15 protein-coding genes are annotated in these 16,527 nt (G+C 64.3%); 9 read left to right on the top strand and 6 right to left on the bottom strand.

The window, feature by feature from the left end:
* Positions 1–159: 159 nt before the first annotated feature.
* Positions 160–960 (bottom strand): class II glutamine amidotransferase, encoded by an 801-nt coding sequence (locus NKJ04_RS03000; protein ID WP_023811655.1) that lies wholly within the window; start codon positions 958–960, stop codon positions 160–162.
* 15 nt (positions 961–975) lie between these two features.
* Positions 976–1,224 carry a DUF6356 family protein gene (locus tag NKJ04_RS02995; RefSeq protein ID WP_023811654.1) on the bottom strand — a complete coding sequence of 83 codons (249 nt, stop codon included), beginning with the start codon at positions 1,222–1,224 and terminating at the stop codon, positions 976–978.
* A 114-nt stretch (positions 1,225–1,338) separates the two neighbouring features.
* Here NKJ04_RS02995 and NKJ04_RS02990 point away from each other — a divergent pair, with 114 nt between their 5' ends.
* The 6 genes from NKJ04_RS02990 (at position 1,339) to NKJ04_RS02965 (ending at position 6,064) form a co-directional block, all read left to right on the top strand.
* A complete protein-coding gene (locus NKJ04_RS02990; protein ID WP_023811653.1) occupies positions 1,339–1,809 on the top strand; it encodes an Lrp/AsnC family transcriptional regulator in 471 nt (156 codons plus the stop codon).
* 301 nt (positions 1,810–2,110) lie between these two features.
* A complete protein-coding gene (gene dut / locus NKJ04_RS02985; protein ID WP_352673445.1) occupies positions 2,111–2,596 on the top strand; it encodes a dUTP diphosphatase in 486 nt (161 codons plus the stop codon).
* Positions 2,596–3,258, top strand: a complete 663-nt coding sequence (locus NKJ04_RS02980) for an HAD family hydrolase (RefSeq protein WP_352673442.1) — start codon at positions 2,596–2,598, stop codon at positions 3,256–3,258. Before dut ends, NKJ04_RS02980 begins: the two co-directional genes overlap by 1 nt.
* 72 nt (positions 3,259–3,330) lie before the next feature.
* Positions 3,331–4,185 (top strand): hypothetical protein, encoded by an 855-nt coding sequence (locus tag NKJ04_RS02975; protein ID WP_352673439.1) that lies wholly within the window; start codon positions 3,331–3,333, stop codon positions 4,183–4,185.
* Between the two features lie 80 nt (positions 4,186–4,265).
* A complete protein-coding gene (locus tag NKJ04_RS02970; protein WP_128304822.1) occupies positions 4,266–5,069 on the top strand; it encodes an isocitrate lyase/PEP mutase family protein in 804 nt (267 codons plus the stop codon).
* Entirely contained in the window at positions 5,066–6,064 is a 999-nt protein-coding gene (locus NKJ04_RS02965) for a proline racemase family protein (RefSeq protein ID WP_352673436.1), read from the top strand. Before NKJ04_RS02970 ends, NKJ04_RS02965 begins: the two co-directional genes overlap by 4 nt.
* 9 nt (positions 6,065–6,073) lie before the next feature.
* Here the strand turns inward: NKJ04_RS02965 and NKJ04_RS02960 are convergent, their stop codons facing one another.
* Both NKJ04_RS02960 and NKJ04_RS02955 read right to left on the bottom strand, forming a co-directional pair.
* Complete coding sequence (locus NKJ04_RS02960; protein ID WP_352673434.1) at positions 6,074–6,784, bottom strand: sulfate transporter family protein; 711 nt, start codon at positions 6,782–6,784, stop codon at positions 6,074–6,076.
* Between the two features lie 170 nt (positions 6,785–6,954).
* Positions 6,955–7,887: a DMT family transporter gene (locus NKJ04_RS02955; protein ID WP_352551090.1), complete on the bottom strand. Its 933-nt coding sequence runs from the start codon at positions 7,885–7,887 to the stop codon at positions 6,955–6,957.
* A 228-nt stretch (positions 7,888–8,115) separates the two neighbouring features.
* On the opposite strand from NKJ04_RS02955, the gene NKJ04_RS02950 reads away from it, so the two are divergent.
* Both NKJ04_RS02950 and NKJ04_RS02945 read left to right on the top strand, forming a co-directional pair.
* Positions 8,116–9,108: an adenosine kinase gene (locus NKJ04_RS02950; protein ID WP_352673431.1), complete on the top strand. Its 993-nt coding sequence runs from the start codon at positions 8,116–8,118 to the stop codon at positions 9,106–9,108.
* A 337-nt stretch (positions 9,109–9,445) separates the two neighbouring features.
* Positions 9,446–10,147 carry an antitoxin Xre/MbcA/ParS-like domain-containing protein gene (locus NKJ04_RS02945; protein WP_352673429.1) on the top strand — a complete coding sequence of 234 codons (702 nt, stop codon included), beginning with the start codon at positions 9,446–9,448 and terminating at the stop codon, positions 10,145–10,147.
* A gap of 33 nt (positions 10,148–10,180) precedes the next feature.
* Here the strand turns inward: NKJ04_RS02945 and NKJ04_RS02940 are convergent, their stop codons facing one another.
* Positions 10,181–12,460 (bottom strand): NADP-dependent malic enzyme, encoded by a 2,280-nt coding sequence (locus NKJ04_RS02940; RefSeq protein ID WP_023811643.1) that lies wholly within the window; start codon positions 12,458–12,460, stop codon positions 10,181–10,183.
* 213 nt (positions 12,461–12,673) lie between these two features.
* Between NKJ04_RS02940 and mutS the strand changes: the two genes are divergently transcribed.
* Positions 12,674–15,397, top strand: a complete 2,724-nt coding sequence (gene mutS / locus NKJ04_RS02935) for a DNA mismatch repair protein MutS (protein ID WP_352673426.1) — start codon at positions 12,674–12,676, stop codon at positions 15,395–15,397.
* A 205-nt stretch (positions 15,398–15,602) separates the two neighbouring features.
* Here the strand turns inward: mutS and NKJ04_RS02930 are convergent, their stop codons facing one another.
* Positions 15,603–16,448: an aldo/keto reductase gene (locus tag NKJ04_RS02930; protein WP_352673423.1), complete on the bottom strand. Its 846-nt coding sequence runs from the start codon at positions 16,446–16,448 to the stop codon at positions 15,603–15,605.
* Positions 16,449–16,527 lie beyond the last annotated feature (79 nt).

Here is a 16,527-nt window from a genome sequence, read left to right as displayed (position 1 = left end):
CCCCACAGGTGGGGAGATTGGATGTCACGACAGCTTTCGCCAATCTCGGACGTTGCAAGGAATAGCGCGGCAGTCGCAGGTGCCAATCTCCCCCCGTGTGGGGGAGATGTCCGGCAGGACAGAGGGGGGCTGTCCCGCGGCGTTGCCGCACTTTTGCAACTAGACGGCCAGTGCCAGCCTGGCCGATGCGGGTGCGAAAGGGCGAATGACCATGCCATCGCCAGTGATCGTCACAAAACTCGACGGCGGGATCGCCTGCCAGTCGCCGCCCTCGCGGTCGAACGGCTCGGAAACGATGCAGCGGCCGCCGCCCTTGCGCAGGACAGACGTGTAGAGCGTCGGTGCGTGAGCGTCGGTGGCGTAGCGCACCGCATGCAGCGCCTGCCCGTCGGAGAAGGCGGCGGTGAGTTTCAGCGCCGGTTCGAGGCCGGCGCGGCGCGAGGCTTCGAGCACGCGGCTGGTGGCGCGGGAGACGGCGCCTTGCGGATCGCCGGTCAATCCCTCGTCGATCATCAGCAGGAAAAACAATTCGGAATCGGTGGTGCCTTCGCGCTGGTCGAAGACAGCGTCGGACAGCGAATTCTCCAGCGCGCGGCGGATTTTTTCGAAGCCGCCGATCTGGCCGTTGTGCATGAACGACCAAGAGCTGGAGATGAACGGATGGCAATTCATGCGGCTGGTGGCGCCGCCGGTGGACGCCCGCACATGGGCGAGGAACAGGCCGGATTTGATCTGCCGGCACAGGCTCTTCAGATTGGGATCCGACCATGCCGGCAGGATGTCTCGGTAGAGACCCGGCTCCGGGCGGTCGCCATACCAGGCAAGGCCAAAACCGTCACCATTGGTCGGCGATTTCGCTTCCTGTGCGCAATGGCTCTGGGCGATCAGCGAGTGACAGGGCGCGGTGAGCATGTCTTCGAGAAAGACTGCTTCACCGAGATAGGCCGCCCACCGGCACATCGCTTCTGTCGCCCTCTAGGCGCGATCCATAAGAGCCGCAGGCTCCTTGATCGCGTGTGTGCCTCTGTTGTGCGTCCGCTCGTAAAGCTCACGAACGATTCGGCTGGCGGTAGTCTCAAACAGAAATGGCAAGAAAGCGTGAACGAGCGCGGCGCCAGCCGCCATCAGCAGCCGCGACGAGAACCAGCCGGCAAAGGCCATATGAGTGAAATAGGTTTCGCCGACCTTGGCCGGATGAGAGGTGAAAATCCTTGCGACCGACATGCTGGTCCCCTTCAGCGCTTGAAGTTCCTGATATGAGTATCCTGACACGCTTCGCCGGTTCATCGGTCTCAAAATATCCTTGTATTTGACCCGTTGATGGGACAAACATCCCACATGGCGTTGGAAATCGACGAAATCGACCGGAAATTGCTTGCCGAATTGCAACGCGACGGCACGCTGTCGGTCGACCAGCTGTCGGAACGGGTGGCGCTGTCGCGCAATGCCTGCTGGCGCCGGGTGAAGCGGCTGGAGGAGGATGGCGTCATCACCGGCCGCGTGGCGCTGGTCGATGCCGAAAAGCTCGGACTTGGCCTTTCCGTCTTCATCCTGATCCGCACGTCCAACCACGACCCGGAGTGGCTGCAGAAATTCCGCGCGGCAGTGACCGGCTTTCCCGAGATCACCGGCGTCTACCGCATGTCGGGCGACCTCGACTATGTCTTGCGCGCCCGCGTCGCCGACGTGAAGGCCTACGACCGGCTCTACCAGCGACTGATCGCCAAGGTAGCGCTGTCTGATGTCTCCGCTTCCTTCGTGATGGAGGAGATCAAGGAGACCACCGTCGTTCCGATGGAACTGAGGTAGATTAGCTGAAGCCTCCCAACTTCGTCATCCACGGGCGGAGCAGGAGCGAAGCTCCGTCGCGAAGACCCGAGGATCCATGCCGTGACCTTGGCCGAGGAGTGCAGCGGAGCAGAATTCTGCACCGCAGCAACGCTTTAAAGTCGCGGCATGGATCCTATGGTCTGCGCTGCGTCGCTTCGCTCCTTGCTTCGCCCGTGGATGACGAAGCGTTGGGTGGTCACAGTGCCGCCCAAAAGAAAGCCGTTGATAGCGGTACAGTCGAGTTGACCGAATCGCCGTTCGCGCCGATAGGATCGATTTTATGCGCGCAGCCCTTCAAACTCCCTCCGTCATCGGTCCGGCCGTCGGCTTCGTCAGGTTGCCGCATGCTGAAGGACTTCCCCTTCCTGCTTATGAAAGCACCGGTGCTGCCGGCATGGATCTGCGCGCCGCCGTGCCCGACGACCGGCCGCTGCTGATCCTGCCTGGCAAGCGAACTTTGGTGCCGACCGGGCTGATCCTGGAAATTCCCGAAGGCATGGAGGGCCAGGTGCGGCCACGCTCCGGACTTGCTTTCAAGCACGGCCTGACCGTCCTCAACACGCCCGGCACCATCGACAGCGATTATCGCGGCGAAGTCAAGGTGCTGCTGATCAATCTCGGCGACGAGGACTTCGCGGTGACGCGCGGCATGCGCATCGCCCAGATCGTTTTTGCCGCGGTGACGCAAGCCGCCGTGGAAGAGCGCAACCTAGCTGGCGGCACGGCGCGCGGCGCGGGCGGGTTCGGGTCGACCGGCACCGCCTGATGCCTGAACTGCCTAAACTTGTCATCTTCGACTGCGACGGGATCCTGGTCGACACCGAGAACCTCGCCAATCGGCGCCTCGCCGAATGGCTGACCGCTGCCGGCTATCCGACAAGCTTCGAATATTGCCGCAAGAATTTCTCCGGCCGCAGCATGGCGTCGGTGCAGAAAGAGATCGAAGCAGAGACCAGCGTCAGGCTCGGCGTCGATTTCGTCGATCGCTGGAATGCCGGCCTGCCGGACCTGTTCGCCCATGGCGTCGAGGCGATCCCTTACGTCCGCGAGTTTGTCGAAGCCGTGCGTTCAGCCGGCATCGCCTATTGCGTCGCCACTTCGGCCCGGGTGTCGAAGATGCACATCACGCTCGGCCAGACCGGGCTGTTGCCGCTGTTCGAGCACGCGATGTTTTCCTCGACCATGGTCAGCCGTGGCAAGCCGTTCCCGGACCTGTTCCTGCATGCGGCCAAGACCATGGGCTTCGCGCCCGCCGACTGCATCGTCATCGAGGACAGCGTCGCCGGCACGCAGGCCGGGATCGCCGCCGGCATGCGGGTGTTTTCCTATCATGCCGATCCCTATTCCGACCGCGCTGGCCTGATCCAGGCCGGCGGCATCCTGTTCGACGACATGCGCGAGCTGGCCGGGCTGGTGCCGATCCACTAAGCTGATCTTCAGCCCGCGGCTGTACGCCTCGATCGTCCGTGCTAGCTTGGCCCCGCCAATTCGAGGCCACGCATGAAACCCGCCCTGTTCCGCTTCTTCCTTACCTTGACGCTGCTGCCGTTTTTGTGGACTGCGGCCGGCGCGCAAGCCGTCGGCTTCCCGGAACTCGGCAGTGCTTTGCCCGGCCGCACGGATGCCACCTATCTCGACCTCGCGAGGATGGTCATTCCAGATCTCGCCGCGGACCAGGACGGCTTCTACAGGGGCGGGTTACCGATCGAGATGCGACATATCGAGCGACCAGACGGCGGCGGTTCGCCGCCCGAAACTTCGGGCTTTTCCAATGCCGCGGTGCTTGCGATCAAGGCCGGCGGCAAGGACCGGCTGGCCATGCTGTTCGACCTCGGTGACTCTCCCGACAGCGCCGAAGGCTATGCGATGCTGGCGCTCTACGACGTCACGGCCAAGCCAAAATTGCTCGACGCCGTCAATGTCGCGCTCGACCGCGGCACCTACTTCCGCGAACCGGGCAAGCTTTCGGTCAGCGCCAACGATGACGTCCTGATCACCATGAGCGCGCATTTCAACTCGAGCCAGAACTATGTGATCACGCCGCTGATCATGGTCCGCGACGACAAATTCGAACTGATCGACATGATCTATACGTTCGACGAAAACCTGTGCGCCTACAGCCGCAAGCAGGATGTAGCTTTTCAGGCCATCGCGGAGGGGAAGTCCTATGCTGCCATCAAAGTGACGGTGACCGATGCCACGGTGCTCAACGGCGAAAGCTGCGACGACACTCCGCCCCGACCAGAGTCCCACGCGATTTCCGTCATCTATCACTGGGACAAGAAGACATCGCACTACATCAAGGATTCCGACACGCTGGACAAATTGGCAGGAGAGAACGCCAAACGCTTCTGAACCAACCGCATTCGTTTGCCCGGCCAAATGGGGCAGGATAAAATCCACTTAGCCACACCGCATATGATGGGGGTACTACCATGGACAAGGGCAAGATCTTCCGCGACCTGCATGCCTCGACCTTCGTCATGCCCAATCCCTGGGATATCGGCACGACGAAGCTGCTCGGCTCGTTCGGCTTCACGGCGCTGGCGACAACCAGCGCCGGCTTTGCCTTTTCGCGCGGCTTGCCGGACGGCGCGGTGACCTTCGACCAGATGATCCACCATTGCCGCGAGGTGTCGGGGGCGACCAGCCTGCCGGTCTCGGCCGACCTCGAGAAAGGCAAGGGCGACAGCGCCGAGCAGGCCGCCGAAACCATCTTCGCGGCCGAAGCGGCCGGTCTTGCCGGCTGCTCGATCGAAGACCACACCGGCGATCCCGACAAGCCGATCTATGATTTCGCGCATGCCGTCGAGCGCGTTGCGGCGGCGGTGGAGGCGGCGCGGGCGCTGAAGCGCGATTTCGTCTTCACGGCACGGGCTGAGAATTTCCTGTGGGGCAAGTCCGACCTCGACGACACCATCAAGCGGCTGCAGGCGTTCGAGAAGGCCGGCGCCGACGTGCTCTATGCGCCAGGCATCGGCGACGTCGAGATGATCCGCACGCTCTGCTCGGCGGTCAGCAAGCCGGTCAATGTCATGGCAAAGCCTGGCTTCACCATCGCCGACCTCGCCATGGCCGGCGTCAAGCGCATCTCGCTCGGGCCGTGGCTGACCAATTTCGCCTATGGCATGCTGGAAACGGCGGCACGCGAGATCCAGCAGGACGGCACCTTCGGCTTCACCCGCGCCGCCATGCCGTTCGGCAAATTGCAGGCCCTCTTCACGAAGCCCGTCGCATGACGCTGGCCGTGGTCGATATGCATACCGGCGGCGAGCCGCTGAGGATCGTCACCGGCGGCTATCCCGGTATTCCCAAGGGCACGATCCTGGAAAAGCGCGCCTATGTGCGCGACCATCTCGATCATCTCAGGAAAATCCTGATGTTCGAGCCGCGCGGCCATTACGACATGTATGGCGCCTTGCTGGTCGAGCCGGACCTGCCCGGCGCCGACCTCGCCGTGCTGTTCATGCACAATGAGGGTTACTCGACGATGTGCGGGCACGCCATCGTCGCGCTCGGCCGCTACGCCGTAGATGAGGGATTGGTGGCGAAACAGGAACCAATCACGACAGTCAACATCGAGGCCCCGTGCGGGCTGGTCGTCGCCTCGGTCGAGGTCAGGGACGGCAAGGCCGGCGCGGTGTCGTTCGAAAGCGTGCCAGCCTTCCTGTTCGCCGGCGGCCAGACGATAGAGCTGCCGGGCTATGGCAGGATCGGCTTCGACATCGCCTATGGCGGTGCCTTCTACGCTCTGGCCGATTGCCACCAGTTCGGGCTTGAATTCGGCAGCAGTCGGGTGCGCGATTTCGTCGATGCGGCGACGACGCTGACGAACAGGCTCAAGGCCAAGTTGCCGCTGTCGCATCCCGACCATGCCGACCTCGCCTTCCTCTACGGCACCATCCTGACGGACGGCCGCGACGCGTTTTCCGGCGAGGTGACCAAGAACATCTGCGTCTTCGCCGAAGCCGAAGTCGACCGCTCGCCGACCGGCTCGGGCGTCACCGCGCGGTTGGCGGCCATGCATGCCAAGGGCGAGATCGCGATCGGACAGACGCGCACATTCGAAAGCATTGCCGGCTCGCGTTTTTCGGGAGCCGTGGTGCGGACGGCGAAGGCTGGCCCGCATGAGGCGATCATCGCCCGCGTCGGCGGCCGCGCCTATTATAGTGGCAGGACTGAGTTTATCGTCGAAGCGGACGACGAGCTCGGACGCGGATTCCTGTTGCTCTGAAGAAAATGCTCAGTGGCGCGAGGAGCGAGCCGCTTCCCGCATCGAGATCGCCTTGTGCAGATGCACCATCATGGCGGCGGCGAACAGCGGCGTCAGCAGGTTGAGCAACGGCACGGCGAGGAAAGCCGCGATGAGCAGCCCGGCGAGAAACACCGTGCCGGCATAGTGCCTGCGCAAGACCCTGGCCTCGTCTTCCCCGCGAAAGCGCATGGCGGCGAATTCGAAAAACTCGCGCCCGAGCAGATAGCCATTGACGATGAAGAAGGCGGCGATGTTGACGCCCGGCACCAAGAGAAGCAGCAGGGCGACGATGTTGCCAAGAATGACGACGCCGAGGAATCGCGCCGACAGCACCAGCGAGCGCAGCGCCGGCATGGCGCGGCCGGTCGGATCGCCGGGATAGTCGGTGCGCTCGACCACTTCGGCGATATCGTCGAGGAACAGGCCGGCGACAACAGCCGTCACCGGCGCGATGAGCAGCGCCATGCCGAAGGCAAGCGCTATCGCGGCGATGATGCCACCCAGCCAGCCGGCCCAGGACGGTATGCCGGGCAACAGCGTCTGCAGCCACGGCAGGGCGAGCCACTCGACGAGGCTGGTCAGGCCGAACCACAAGGCGACAAGCGCCAGCAGCGTCAGACCCAATGTCTTGAGGAACACGGCCCGAAAGGGAGGCGAGAGCAGCTCGAGGGCCGCAGTGCGGGCAGCGTCGAAAATCACCTTGTCACACCCCCGGTTAGCGGACGCCGCCTAAAAGGCGGATGCTTCCGAGATAGGCAGCGCAGGCCATGAGCACAAGCGGGCTGGTTCTTTGCTTTGACGCAATTCCCAAGGGAAAGCGCTATGCGCTTTTCCCGGGAAAACCGCTTCACACTTTTCCTGGAATTGCTCTACCGCGCAAACGCCGGCTTTCGAATCGGGATGGTCATGGCAGCGACCCCGGCCACGACGAAACCCATGCCCAGCCATGCCGTCGAACCAAGGCTTTCGCCGAGGAAGAGAGCGCCGATGCCGACGCCGATCGGTACGCGCAGATAGGCCTGCGAGGTGGTGCCGACCGAACCCAGCGTGTGGATGAGGCGGAAATAGATGACGAAGGCCAGCGCCGTCGAAAACACCGACAGGCCGAGCAGGGCCAGGATCGACGCGGTCGAGGGCGCCAGCGTCCATGGCTGGTCGAACACAAGGCTGAGGGGCACGAGTATGACGGCGCCGCACAGCATGGAACCGGCGGCAGGCAGCATTGGGTCGAGGCCCTTGAAACCACGGCCGAAAATGGCCGCACCCGCATAGCAGATTGTTGCCGCGACGATTGCCAACTGCGCCCACAGCTCGTGACCGAGGCCACCCAGCGCCTCGGTGCCGATGATGAGGCAGATGCCGGCAATGCCGGCGCCGACGCCAATCAGTTTGCGTAGGGTGACCGGCTCGTGGCGGGTGATGAGCGCGGTCAAAAGGAAGGTGAAGATCGGCGAAGTTGCATTCAGGATCGTGGCGAGGCCGGCGTCGACCGAACGTTCGGCGGCGGCGATCAGGGTGAATGGTATGACGCTGTTGAGGCATGCCTGGAAGGCAAAGCGGCGCCAGCTTGCCGCATCGCCCGGCATGGCGAGCCCGCGCCAGCGGATGATGGCGAACAGGATACCGCCGGCGATCAGGGTGCGGGCGGCTATGAAGGTGACCGGCGGGATGGTTTCGACGCCGATCTTGATGAAGGTGTAGGAGGCGCCCCAGAGCACTGCCAGCACGACGAGCAGTGTCAGGTCGGTGGTCATGTCGTTCTTTGCAGGCTCGTTCTTTGTCGAGATCTTCTTTGTAGACATGGGGCTGGCTCGCCTTCGAAACGGGATCGGCTGAACCAGGCTTGTAGGCGGTGCGGCGACGAAATGCTTCGGCCACGGTCGAATTGTCATAGCGCCTCCCGGCTGATGCGCCTTTTGCCTGTTCCGCCAAAGTTGCGTCTCACGCCCTAGGCAAACCGGTTTCAAATCGCTAGACCCGCGCCGGACCGGCGTGGCAAGAAGCCGGCTCGGGTTTTGGCGGAGATTTTGATGCCGGATTATGACGTGCTTTGCATCGGCAATGCCATTGTCGACATCATCGCCCAGTGCGACGAGGAATTCCTCGAGACCAACGGCATCATCAAGGGCGCGATGAACCTCATCGACACACAACGCGCCGAACTGCTCTACAGCCGCATGGGTCCGGCGATCGAGGCGTCCGGCGGCAGTGCCGGCAACACGGCGGCCGGTGTCGCCAGCTTCGGCGGCCGCGCCGCCTTCTTCGGCAAGGTCTCCAACGATGCGCTGGGCGAAATCTATGCCCACGACATCCATGCGCAGGGCGTCGCCTTCGACACCAGGCCGCTCAAGGGCGAGCCGCCGACGGCGCGCTCGATGATCTTCGTCACCCCCGACGGCGAGCGCTCGATGAACACCTATCTCGGCGCCTGCGTCGAGCTTGGACCGGAGGACGTCGAGGCCGACAAGGCCTCCGGCGCCAAGGTCACCTATTTCGAAGGCTATCTGTGGGACCCGCCGCGCGCCAAGGAAGCAATCCGCCAGACGGCGAGGCTGGCGCACGCGGCAGGTCGCGAAGTGTCGATGACGCTGTCGGATTCGTTCTGCGTCGACCGCTACCGCGACGAATTCCTCGACCTGATGCGTTCGGGCACGGTCGACATCGTATTTGCCAACAGCCACGAGATCAAGTCGCTCTACCAGACGTCGTCGTTCGACGAGGCGCTGGCGCAAATCCGCAAGGATTGCAGGATCGCCGCCGTCACCCGCTCGGAAAAAGGCTCGGTGATCGTGCGCGGCGACGAGACCGTGGTCATCAAGGCGACCGCCATCAAGGAACTGGTCGACACGACAGGCGCCGGCGATCTCTATGCCGCCGGCTTCCTGCATGGTTACACGCAAGGCCGCGACCTGCAGACCTGCGGCGACCTTGGCTCACTGGCGGCCGGATTGGTGATCCAGCAGATCGGCCCCAGGCCGCGGCAGAATTTGCGTCGCGAGGCCGAGCAGGCGGGGTTACTGTAACCCTAAAGCCCGGCGCTTGTGCCGTAGGCGGCCGGTCGCGCCGCTGCCCTTCGCAGGCTCAGGGCGTTCGAAGCTCGAAAAGCCAAGCAATTGGCTTTTCGTCCGCTGCGCGGACCGCTTCTCACCGTCGCGCGGCTGTCATACATCGCACCTACACGCAATCCGGGCGTCCCGCGACTGACATTTCGGTGCGCCCTCAGTCCGTTGGGGTGTCAAGAAATGCTAGACAGCATGCTGTCGGGCGGCCGGATTCGTTGCCGCCGCGATTTCCGCTTTCCGCTCTAGAGATTCAACAATCGGCCGCAGCTGAGGGGAGCGCGGCCCGGAAGACAGATGCATGAACAGATTTCAGATCCAGGCCCTCAGGCAGGACGACTTCGCGGAGATGGTCGCGGAGGAGGTCGAACGCGCGCTTGCCCACTATGATGAGGCCATCAACAAGCCAACCATGGTCTCGGTCGGCAAGATCGCCGGCAGCATAGCGTCCGCCGTCACCTTGCTGTCGCCGAAGCACCAGCGCGCCATCGACGCCATCCATGCCGACCTGCCCGGCCTGGCCTCGAAATTCGTGCGCGCGCTGGCGGCGGAAGCCGCGCGCCGCAGCGAAGCCGGTATTGCCGGCGTGATCAATCCGCCGATGACCCCGTTGACCGATGTCGAGCCCCCCTCGCTGCCAAAGTCCGACGATCTCGAATCGATGCTGATCGAGGACTGGGCGGGCCGCGTCGCCGGCTCGACCTATCTGGAAGAGCATTTGCGCATCGCCCGCTCGACCCTGCACCGTTGGCAGAGACGGGGTGAGGTCATCGCCTTGCGCAAGGGCGGCCGCAAACATGTCTTCCCGCTGGCGCAGTTCGTCGACGGCCGGCCGGTTGCAGGCATTCGCGACGTGCTGTCGCTGATCACCAATCCAAGGCTCGCATGGCTGTGGCTGACGCGGCCCTCGGCGCAGCTCGACGGACGCGTCCCTATCGACTTGCTGCGGCAGGATCAGGTCGACGAGGTCGTTGAGGCCGCGCGCGTATTCGCGCCGCGCTGAACGCCTTGCGACCTCACCGCTCAGGCTCGCCCCTCAAGTCCCCGCCGTATACGCCGCGATCGCCGCCATGTTGACGATATCGCTGTCCTTGGCGTTGAGCGACACGATCTGAACCGGCTTGTTCAGGCCGACCAGCAGAGGACCGATGACTGTGGAGCCGCCGAGTTCCTGCAGCATCTTGGTCGAGATCGAAGCCGAGTGGAACGCCGGCATGATCAGCACATTGGCCGGGCCGGTCAGCCTTATGAACGGATATTGCGCCATGGCCCGCGCATTGAGCGCCACGTCGGCGGCCATTTCGCCGTCATATTCGAAATCGACGCGGCGCTTGTCGAGGATACGCACGGCTTCCTGGACGCGTTCGGAGCGCTCGCCCTGCGGATGGCCGAAGGTGGAATAGGCGAGCATGGCAAGGCGTGGCTCATAGCCCATGCGGCGGGCAAAGCCTGCGGCCTCCTCGGCGATGTCGGCGATCTGCTCGGCATTGGGCATGTCGTGCACGGCGGTGTCGGCGACCAGCACGGTCTTGCCTCGCGCCAGCACGATCGACACGCCGATGACGCGGTGGCCGGGCTTGGCGTCGATGACGCGGCGGATGTCGTCGAGTGCGGTCGAATAGTTGCGGGTCACACCCGTCACGATGCCGTCGGCGTCGCCCAGCGCCACCATGCAGGCGGCAAAATGGTTGCGGTCGTTGTTGATCAGCCGCTGGCAGTCGCGGAACAGGAAGCCTTTGCGCTGCATGCGCTCGTAGAGATAGTCGGTGTAGATGCCGTTGCGGCGCGACAGCCTTGCATTGATGATCTCGATGCCTTGCTTGTTGAGGTCGATGCCGGCGTGCTTGGCGTTTTCCTTGATGACGTCGTCGCGTCCGAGCAGGATGGCGGTGCCGAGCCGCTGATTCACATAGGAGACGGCGGCGCGCATGACCTGCTCCTCTTCGCCCTCGGCGAAGACGATGCGCTTGGGCTGGCGCCGCACGCGGTCGTAGATGCGCTGCAGGGTCGAGGCGATCGGGTCGCGGCGGGCCGACAGCTCCTGCGCATAACGGTCGAGATCGAGGATCGGCTTGCGGGCGACGCCGGAATCCATCGCCGCCTTGGCCACCGCAATCGGGATGGCCGAGATCAGGCGCGGGTCGAACGGCACCGGGATGATGTAGTTGGGGCCGAATTTCGGCCGGTTGCCCTGATAGGCGGCGGCGACGTCGTCGGGCACATCCTGGCGTGCCAATGCCGCCAGCGCCTGGGCGGCGGCGATCTTCATGTCGTCATTGATGGTGGTTGCCCTGACATCCAGCGCGCCGCGGAAGATGTAGGGAAAGCCGAGCACGTTGTTGACCTGGTTGGGGTAATCAGAACGACCGGTGGCCATGATGGCGTCGGTGCGGATCTCGGCCACTTCCTCCGGCGTGATTTCCGGATCGGGATTGGCCATGGCGAAGATGATCGGGTTCTTGGCCATCGACTGCACCATGGCGGTGGTCAGCGCGCCCTTGGCGGAGAGGCCGAGGAAGACGTCGGCGCCATCGAGTGCCTCGGCGAGGCTGCGCGCCTCGGTCTTGACCGCATGCGCCGACTTCCACTGGTTCATGCCTTCGGTGCGGCCTTGAAAGACCACGCCCTTGGTGTCGCACAAAGTGATGTTTTCCGGCGCAAAACCCATCGCCTTCATCAGCTCGATACAGGCGATGCCGGCTGCACCGGCGCCGTTGCAGACCATTTTTGTGGTCTTCATGTCGCGGCCGGTGATTTCCAGCGCGTTGATCAGGCCGGCGGCCGAGATGATCGCAGTGCCGTGCTGGTCGTCATGGAAGACCGGGATGTCCATCAATTCGCGCAGGCGCTGCTCGATGATGAAGCATTCCGGCGCCTTGATGTCCTCGAGATTGATGCCGCCGAAAGAGGGCCCGAGGAAACGCACACAGTTGATGAACTCGTCGGCGTCCTCGGTATCGACCTCGAGGTCGATGGAATCGACATCGGCGAAGCGCTTGAACAGCACCGCCTTGCCCTCCATCACCGGCTTGGAGGCCAGCGCGCCGAGATTGCCAAGGCCGAGAATGGCGGTGCCGTTGGAGATGACGGCGACCATATTGCCGCGCGTCGTGTAGTCGAAGGCGCGCGAGGGGTCTTCGGCGATGGCCAGAACAGGAACCGCGACGCCAGGCGAATAGGCGAGGCTGAGGTCGCGTTGCGTCGCCATCGGCTTGGTGGCAACGACCTCCAGCTTGCCGGGGCGACCCATGGCGTGGAATTCGAGCGCTTCCTGCGCACTGACGGACGGACCGTTGTTCTCGGTTTTCCTGGCCATGATGTTCTTGATTTCCTCACCGGTGCAGCACCTCGTTGAAGCGGGTGCTTTGTGTCGGACCGAATTAAGACCACGCGCCGCCGCGTGTAAACCGCCAGCGCGCTGGAATCGCCGTCCGCATCGGCAATTGCGGACAAGCTGCCGTCCCGTCGTCCCCTGTTTTTCGAAGCTCTGGCATTAAACCGCATCATCACATCTGCTAGCGTGCCGCGCATGAACATGCACAGCCCGAACGAGCCAGACGCCCCCGAGGCGATGACGCCGGTGCCGACCGCCCACGCCGGCGCCACGCCGATGATCGAGCAATTCATCGAGATCAAGGCGGCGAACCCCGATTCGCTGCTGTTCTATCGCATGGGCGATTTCTACGAGCTGTTCTTCGACGATGCCGAGAAGGCAAGCCGGGCGTTGGGCATCGTGCTGACCAAACGCGGCAAGTATCAAGGGCTCGACATTCCGATGTGCGGCGTGCCGGTGCATGCCGCCGACGATTATCTGCAAAAGCTGATCGGCCAGGGTTTCCGCGTTGCCGTCTGCGAACAGATCGAGGATCCGGCCGAGGCCAAGAAACGCGGCGGCAAATCGGTGGTGCGCCGCGACGTGGTGCGGCTGGTGACACCGGGCACCATCACCGAGGACAAATTGCTGGCGCCGTCGGAATCGAGTTTCCTGATGGCGCTGGGGCGGGTGAAAGGCGGAGCGGACCACTCCTTTGCGCTGGCCTGGATCGACATCTCGACGGGCGCCTTCCGCGTCACCGACACCACCGCCGACCGGCTTTTGGCCGACATTTTCCGCGTCGATCCGCGCGAGCTGATCGTCGCCGAGCCGGTGTTCCACGATCCGGAGTTGAAACCGGTGTTCGACGTGCTTGGCCGCGTCGCCAGCCCGCAGCCGCCGTCGCTGTTTGATTCGGCCTCGGCCACGGGACGCATCGCCCGCTTCTTCGATGTGGCGACACCGGATAGTTTTGGCGCCTTTTCGCGCGCCGAACTGTCGGCGATCTCCGGCGCCATCGCCTATGTCGAGAAGACGCAGAAGGCGGAGCGCCCGCCGCTATCGCGGCCCGAGCGCGAAGAGCAAGGATCGACCCTGTTCATCGATCCGGCCACGCGCGGCAATCTGGAACTCTTACGCACGCTGTCGGGCAGCCGCGAAGGCTCGCTGTTCAAGGCGATCGACCGCACGGTGACGGGCGGCGGCGCAAGGCTGCTCGCCGACCGGCTGATGGCGCCACTGACCGACCCGGTGGCGATCGGCGCCAGGCTGGATTCGGTGTCGTTCTTCCGTGCCGAGACCCGGCTGTGCCAGGCGGTACGGTCGAGCCTGAAGAGCGTCGCCGACATGCCGCGCGCGCTGTCCAGGCTGGCGCTCAACCGGGGCGGCCCGCGCGACCTTGGCGCGCTGCGCGCCGGTTTCGAGGCTGCCGGCGCGATCGCCGAGATCTTTGCCGCGACCGCCCTGCCCAGGGAATTGACGGCGGCACTCGCTGCCATCCACGCGCTGCCCCAGGCGCTGGCCCAGCACCTGACACAGGCGCTTGGCGACGAACTGCCGCTGCTCAAGCGTGACGGCGGCTTCGTTCGCGGCGGCTATCACCCCGATCTCGACGAGATGCGGGCGCTGCGCGATGAGTCGCGCAAAGTGATCGCCGGGCTGGAGCGCTCGCTGATCGACGAGACCGGCATCCGCTCGCTGAAGATCCGCCACAACAATGTGCTTGGCTACTACATCGAGGTGACCGCCAATCACCACGCGATCATGACCGGCAGCGACGGCGCCAAGGCGCGCTTCATCCACCGCCAGACCATGGCCAACGCCATGCGCTTCACGACGACCGAGCTTGCCGAACTCGAGACCAAGATCGCCAACGCCGCCGACCGGGCGCTCAGCATCGAGCTTGCCGCCTTCGACGCGCTGACGGCGGAAGCGGTCGGCGAAGCGGAGAAGATCCGCGCCGGTGCGGATGCGCTGGCCGTGCTCGATGTCTCGGCGGCACTTGCGCTTCTCTCGGAAAGCGAAGCCTGGTGCCGGCCGGTGGTGGATTCGAGCCTTGCTTTCGACATTTTGGGGGGCCGGCATCCGGTGGTCGAGCAGGCCTTGCGCCGTTCGGGCGAAGGCCCGTTCGTCGCCAATGATTGCGACCTGTCGCCGGAGGGCAGCGCCAAGAATGGCGCGATCTGGCTTCTGACCGGCCCCAATATGGGCGGCAAGTCGACGTTCCTGCGGCAAAACGCGCTGATCGCCATCCTCGCCCAGACCGGCTCGTTCGTGCCGGCGACATCGGCCCATATCGGCGTCGTCGACCGGCTGTTCTCGCGTGTCGGCGCCTCGGACGATCTGGCGCGCGGCCGCTCGACCTTCATGGTCGAGATGGTCGAGACGGCGGCGATCCTCAACCAGGCCGGCGAACGCGCGCTGGTGATCCTCGACGAGATCGGCCGCGGCACCGCCACTTTCGACGGCCTGTCGATCGCCTGGGCGGCGGTCGAATACCTGCACGAGAAGAACCGCTGCCGGGCGATCTTCGCTACTCACTTTCACGAAATGACCTCGCTGGCCGGCAAGCTGGCGCGGCTCTCCAACGTCACCATGCGGGTCAAGGAATGGGAAAACGACGTCGTCTTCCTGCACGAGGTCGGCAAGGGTGCCGCCGACCGCTCCTACGGCGTGCAGGTGGCGCGGCTGGCCGGCCTGCCGGAGGCGGTGGTCGACCGGGCTAAGGAAGTGCTGCATCAGCTCGAAGAAGGCGAAGTCTCCGGCAAGACCAACCGGCTGGTGGATGACCTGCCGCTGTTTTCGGTGGCGGTGAAGCGCGAAGCGCCAAAGCCGACGAAAAACGATGCGCTCGGCGACGCGCTCGGCGCGATCAATCCCGACGAGATGACGCCGCGCGAGGCGCTGGAGGCGCTTTACCAGCTTAAGGGACTGGCGTAGCCAGTAAAGGTCGGCGGGACAGCACCCCCCTCTGCCCTACCGGGCATCTCCCCCGCAAGGGGGGAGATCGGACGTCACCTTGGCTTTCGCCAATCACCATGCAAGGAGAGCGGAGCGCGGAAGCTGCCTATCTCCCCCCTTGCGGGGGAGATGTCCGGCAGGACAGAGGGGGGTGTGACGGAACGGGCCTTCGCTATCTGCGCGCCTAAATCATCTCCAGCCCGCGTTTGCGCGTCGGTGGCGGAAAGCCACGGTCGAGATCGGCGATGTCCTGAGGCGTAAGCTTGATGTCGAGCGCGGCGACATTCTGGCGGACGTGCTCCTGGCTGCTGGCCTTCGGAATGGCGATGACGCCGGCCTGATGCATCACCCAGGCCAAGGCGATCTGGGCGGCCGTGGCGTTGTGGCGGGCGGCGACGGCGTCGAGCCTGGCATTGCGCGCCAGCGCGCCCTGCTCGACCGGCGAATAGGCCATCAAGGGAATGTTGCGCTGCCGGCTCCAACGCGCCAGGTCGAATTCGAGGCCGCGCCGGACCAGATTGTAGAGCACCTGGTTGGTCTGGACATTGCCGCCATCCGACAAGCCGATCAGCTCTTCCATCTCGTCGGTGTCGAAATTGCTGACGCCCCAGTGACGGATCTTGCCCGCCTTTTTCAGGGCCTCGAAGGCCGCGACCGTTTCCGCCAGCGGCACGCTGCCCGGCCAATGCAGCAGATAGAGATCGATGCGGTCAGTGCGCAGGCGCTTCAGGCTGTTTTCGCAGGCGCGCTGCACGCCCGCGCGCGAAGCGTTCGATGGCAGAACTTTCGAGACCAGGAAGGTCTCGTCACGGCGCCCGGCAATAGCCTCTGCCACCACCTCCTCGGCGCCGCCGCTGGCATACATTTCGGCGGTGTCGATCAGTGTGATGCCGAGGTCGAGGCCGAGCTTGAGGGCATTCACCTCATCGGCACGGCGACTGATATCCTCGCCCATCTTCCATGTGCCCTGGCCAAGCACCTGAACGGCTTCGCCTGAGGGCAGTTTGGTGGTTCTGATGGTCGGCGGCATGGCGGGCTCCATTTGGGCCGATCGCATCACAGGCTGGACGAGAAATCCAGAGGCGTTCTCGCCGCGCTGGCGATGGCTG

The sequence above is a fragment of the Mesorhizobium sp. M0618 genome (genome assembly GCF_040320765.1).
GTDB lineage: Bacteria > Pseudomonadota > Alphaproteobacteria > Rhizobiales > Rhizobiaceae > Mesorhizobium.
This window is presented reverse-complemented; position numbering and strand designations above follow the sequence as displayed.

Coding starts and splice junctions, on each gene's coding strand:
- NKJ04_RS02940 (WP_023811643.1), bottom strand. CDS start 12,460: ATGGCCAGGAAAACCGAGAACAACGGTCCGTCCGTCAGTGCGCAGGAA.
- NKJ04_RS02930 (WP_352673423.1), bottom strand. CDS start 16,448: ATGCCGCCGACCATCAGAACCACCAAACTGCCCTCAGGCGAAGCCGTT.
- NKJ04_RS02970 (WP_128304822.1), top strand. CDS start 4,266: ATGGACAAGGGCAAGATCTTCCGCGACCTGCATGCCTCGACCTTCGTC.
- NKJ04_RS02980 (WP_352673442.1), top strand. CDS start 2,596: ATGCCTGAACTGCCTAAACTTGTCATCTTCGACTGCGACGGGATCCTG.
- NKJ04_RS02945 (WP_352673429.1), top strand. CDS start 9,446: ATGAACAGATTTCAGATCCAGGCCCTCAGGCAGGACGACTTCGCGGAG.
- NKJ04_RS02990 (WP_023811653.1), top strand. CDS start 1,339: ATGGCGTTGGAAATCGACGAAATCGACCGGAAATTGCTTGCCGAATTG.
- NKJ04_RS02965 (WP_352673436.1), top strand. CDS start 5,066: ATGACGCTGGCCGTGGTCGATATGCATACCGGCGGCGAGCCGCTGAGG.
- NKJ04_RS02975 (WP_352673439.1), top strand. CDS start 3,331: ATGAAACCCGCCCTGTTCCGCTTCTTCCTTACCTTGACGCTGCTGCCG.
- dut (WP_352673445.1), top strand. CDS start 2,111: ATGCGCGCAGCCCTTCAAACTCCCTCCGTCATCGGTCCGGCCGTCGGC.
- mutS (WP_352673426.1), top strand. CDS start 12,674: ATGAACATGCACAGCCCGAACGAGCCAGACGCCCCCGAGGCGATGACG.
- NKJ04_RS02995 (WP_023811654.1), bottom strand. CDS start 1,224: ATGTCGGTCGCAAGGATTTTCACCTCTCATCCGGCCAAGGTCGGCGAA.
- NKJ04_RS03000 (WP_023811655.1), bottom strand. CDS start 960: ATGTGCCGGTGGGCGGCCTATCTCGGTGAAGCAGTCTTTCTCGAAGAC.
- NKJ04_RS02955 (WP_352551090.1), bottom strand. CDS start 7,887: ATGTCTACAAAGAAGATCTCGACAAAGAACGAGCCTGCAAAGAACGAC.
- NKJ04_RS02950 (WP_352673431.1), top strand. CDS start 8,116: ATGCCGGATTATGACGTGCTTTGCATCGGCAATGCCATTGTCGACATC.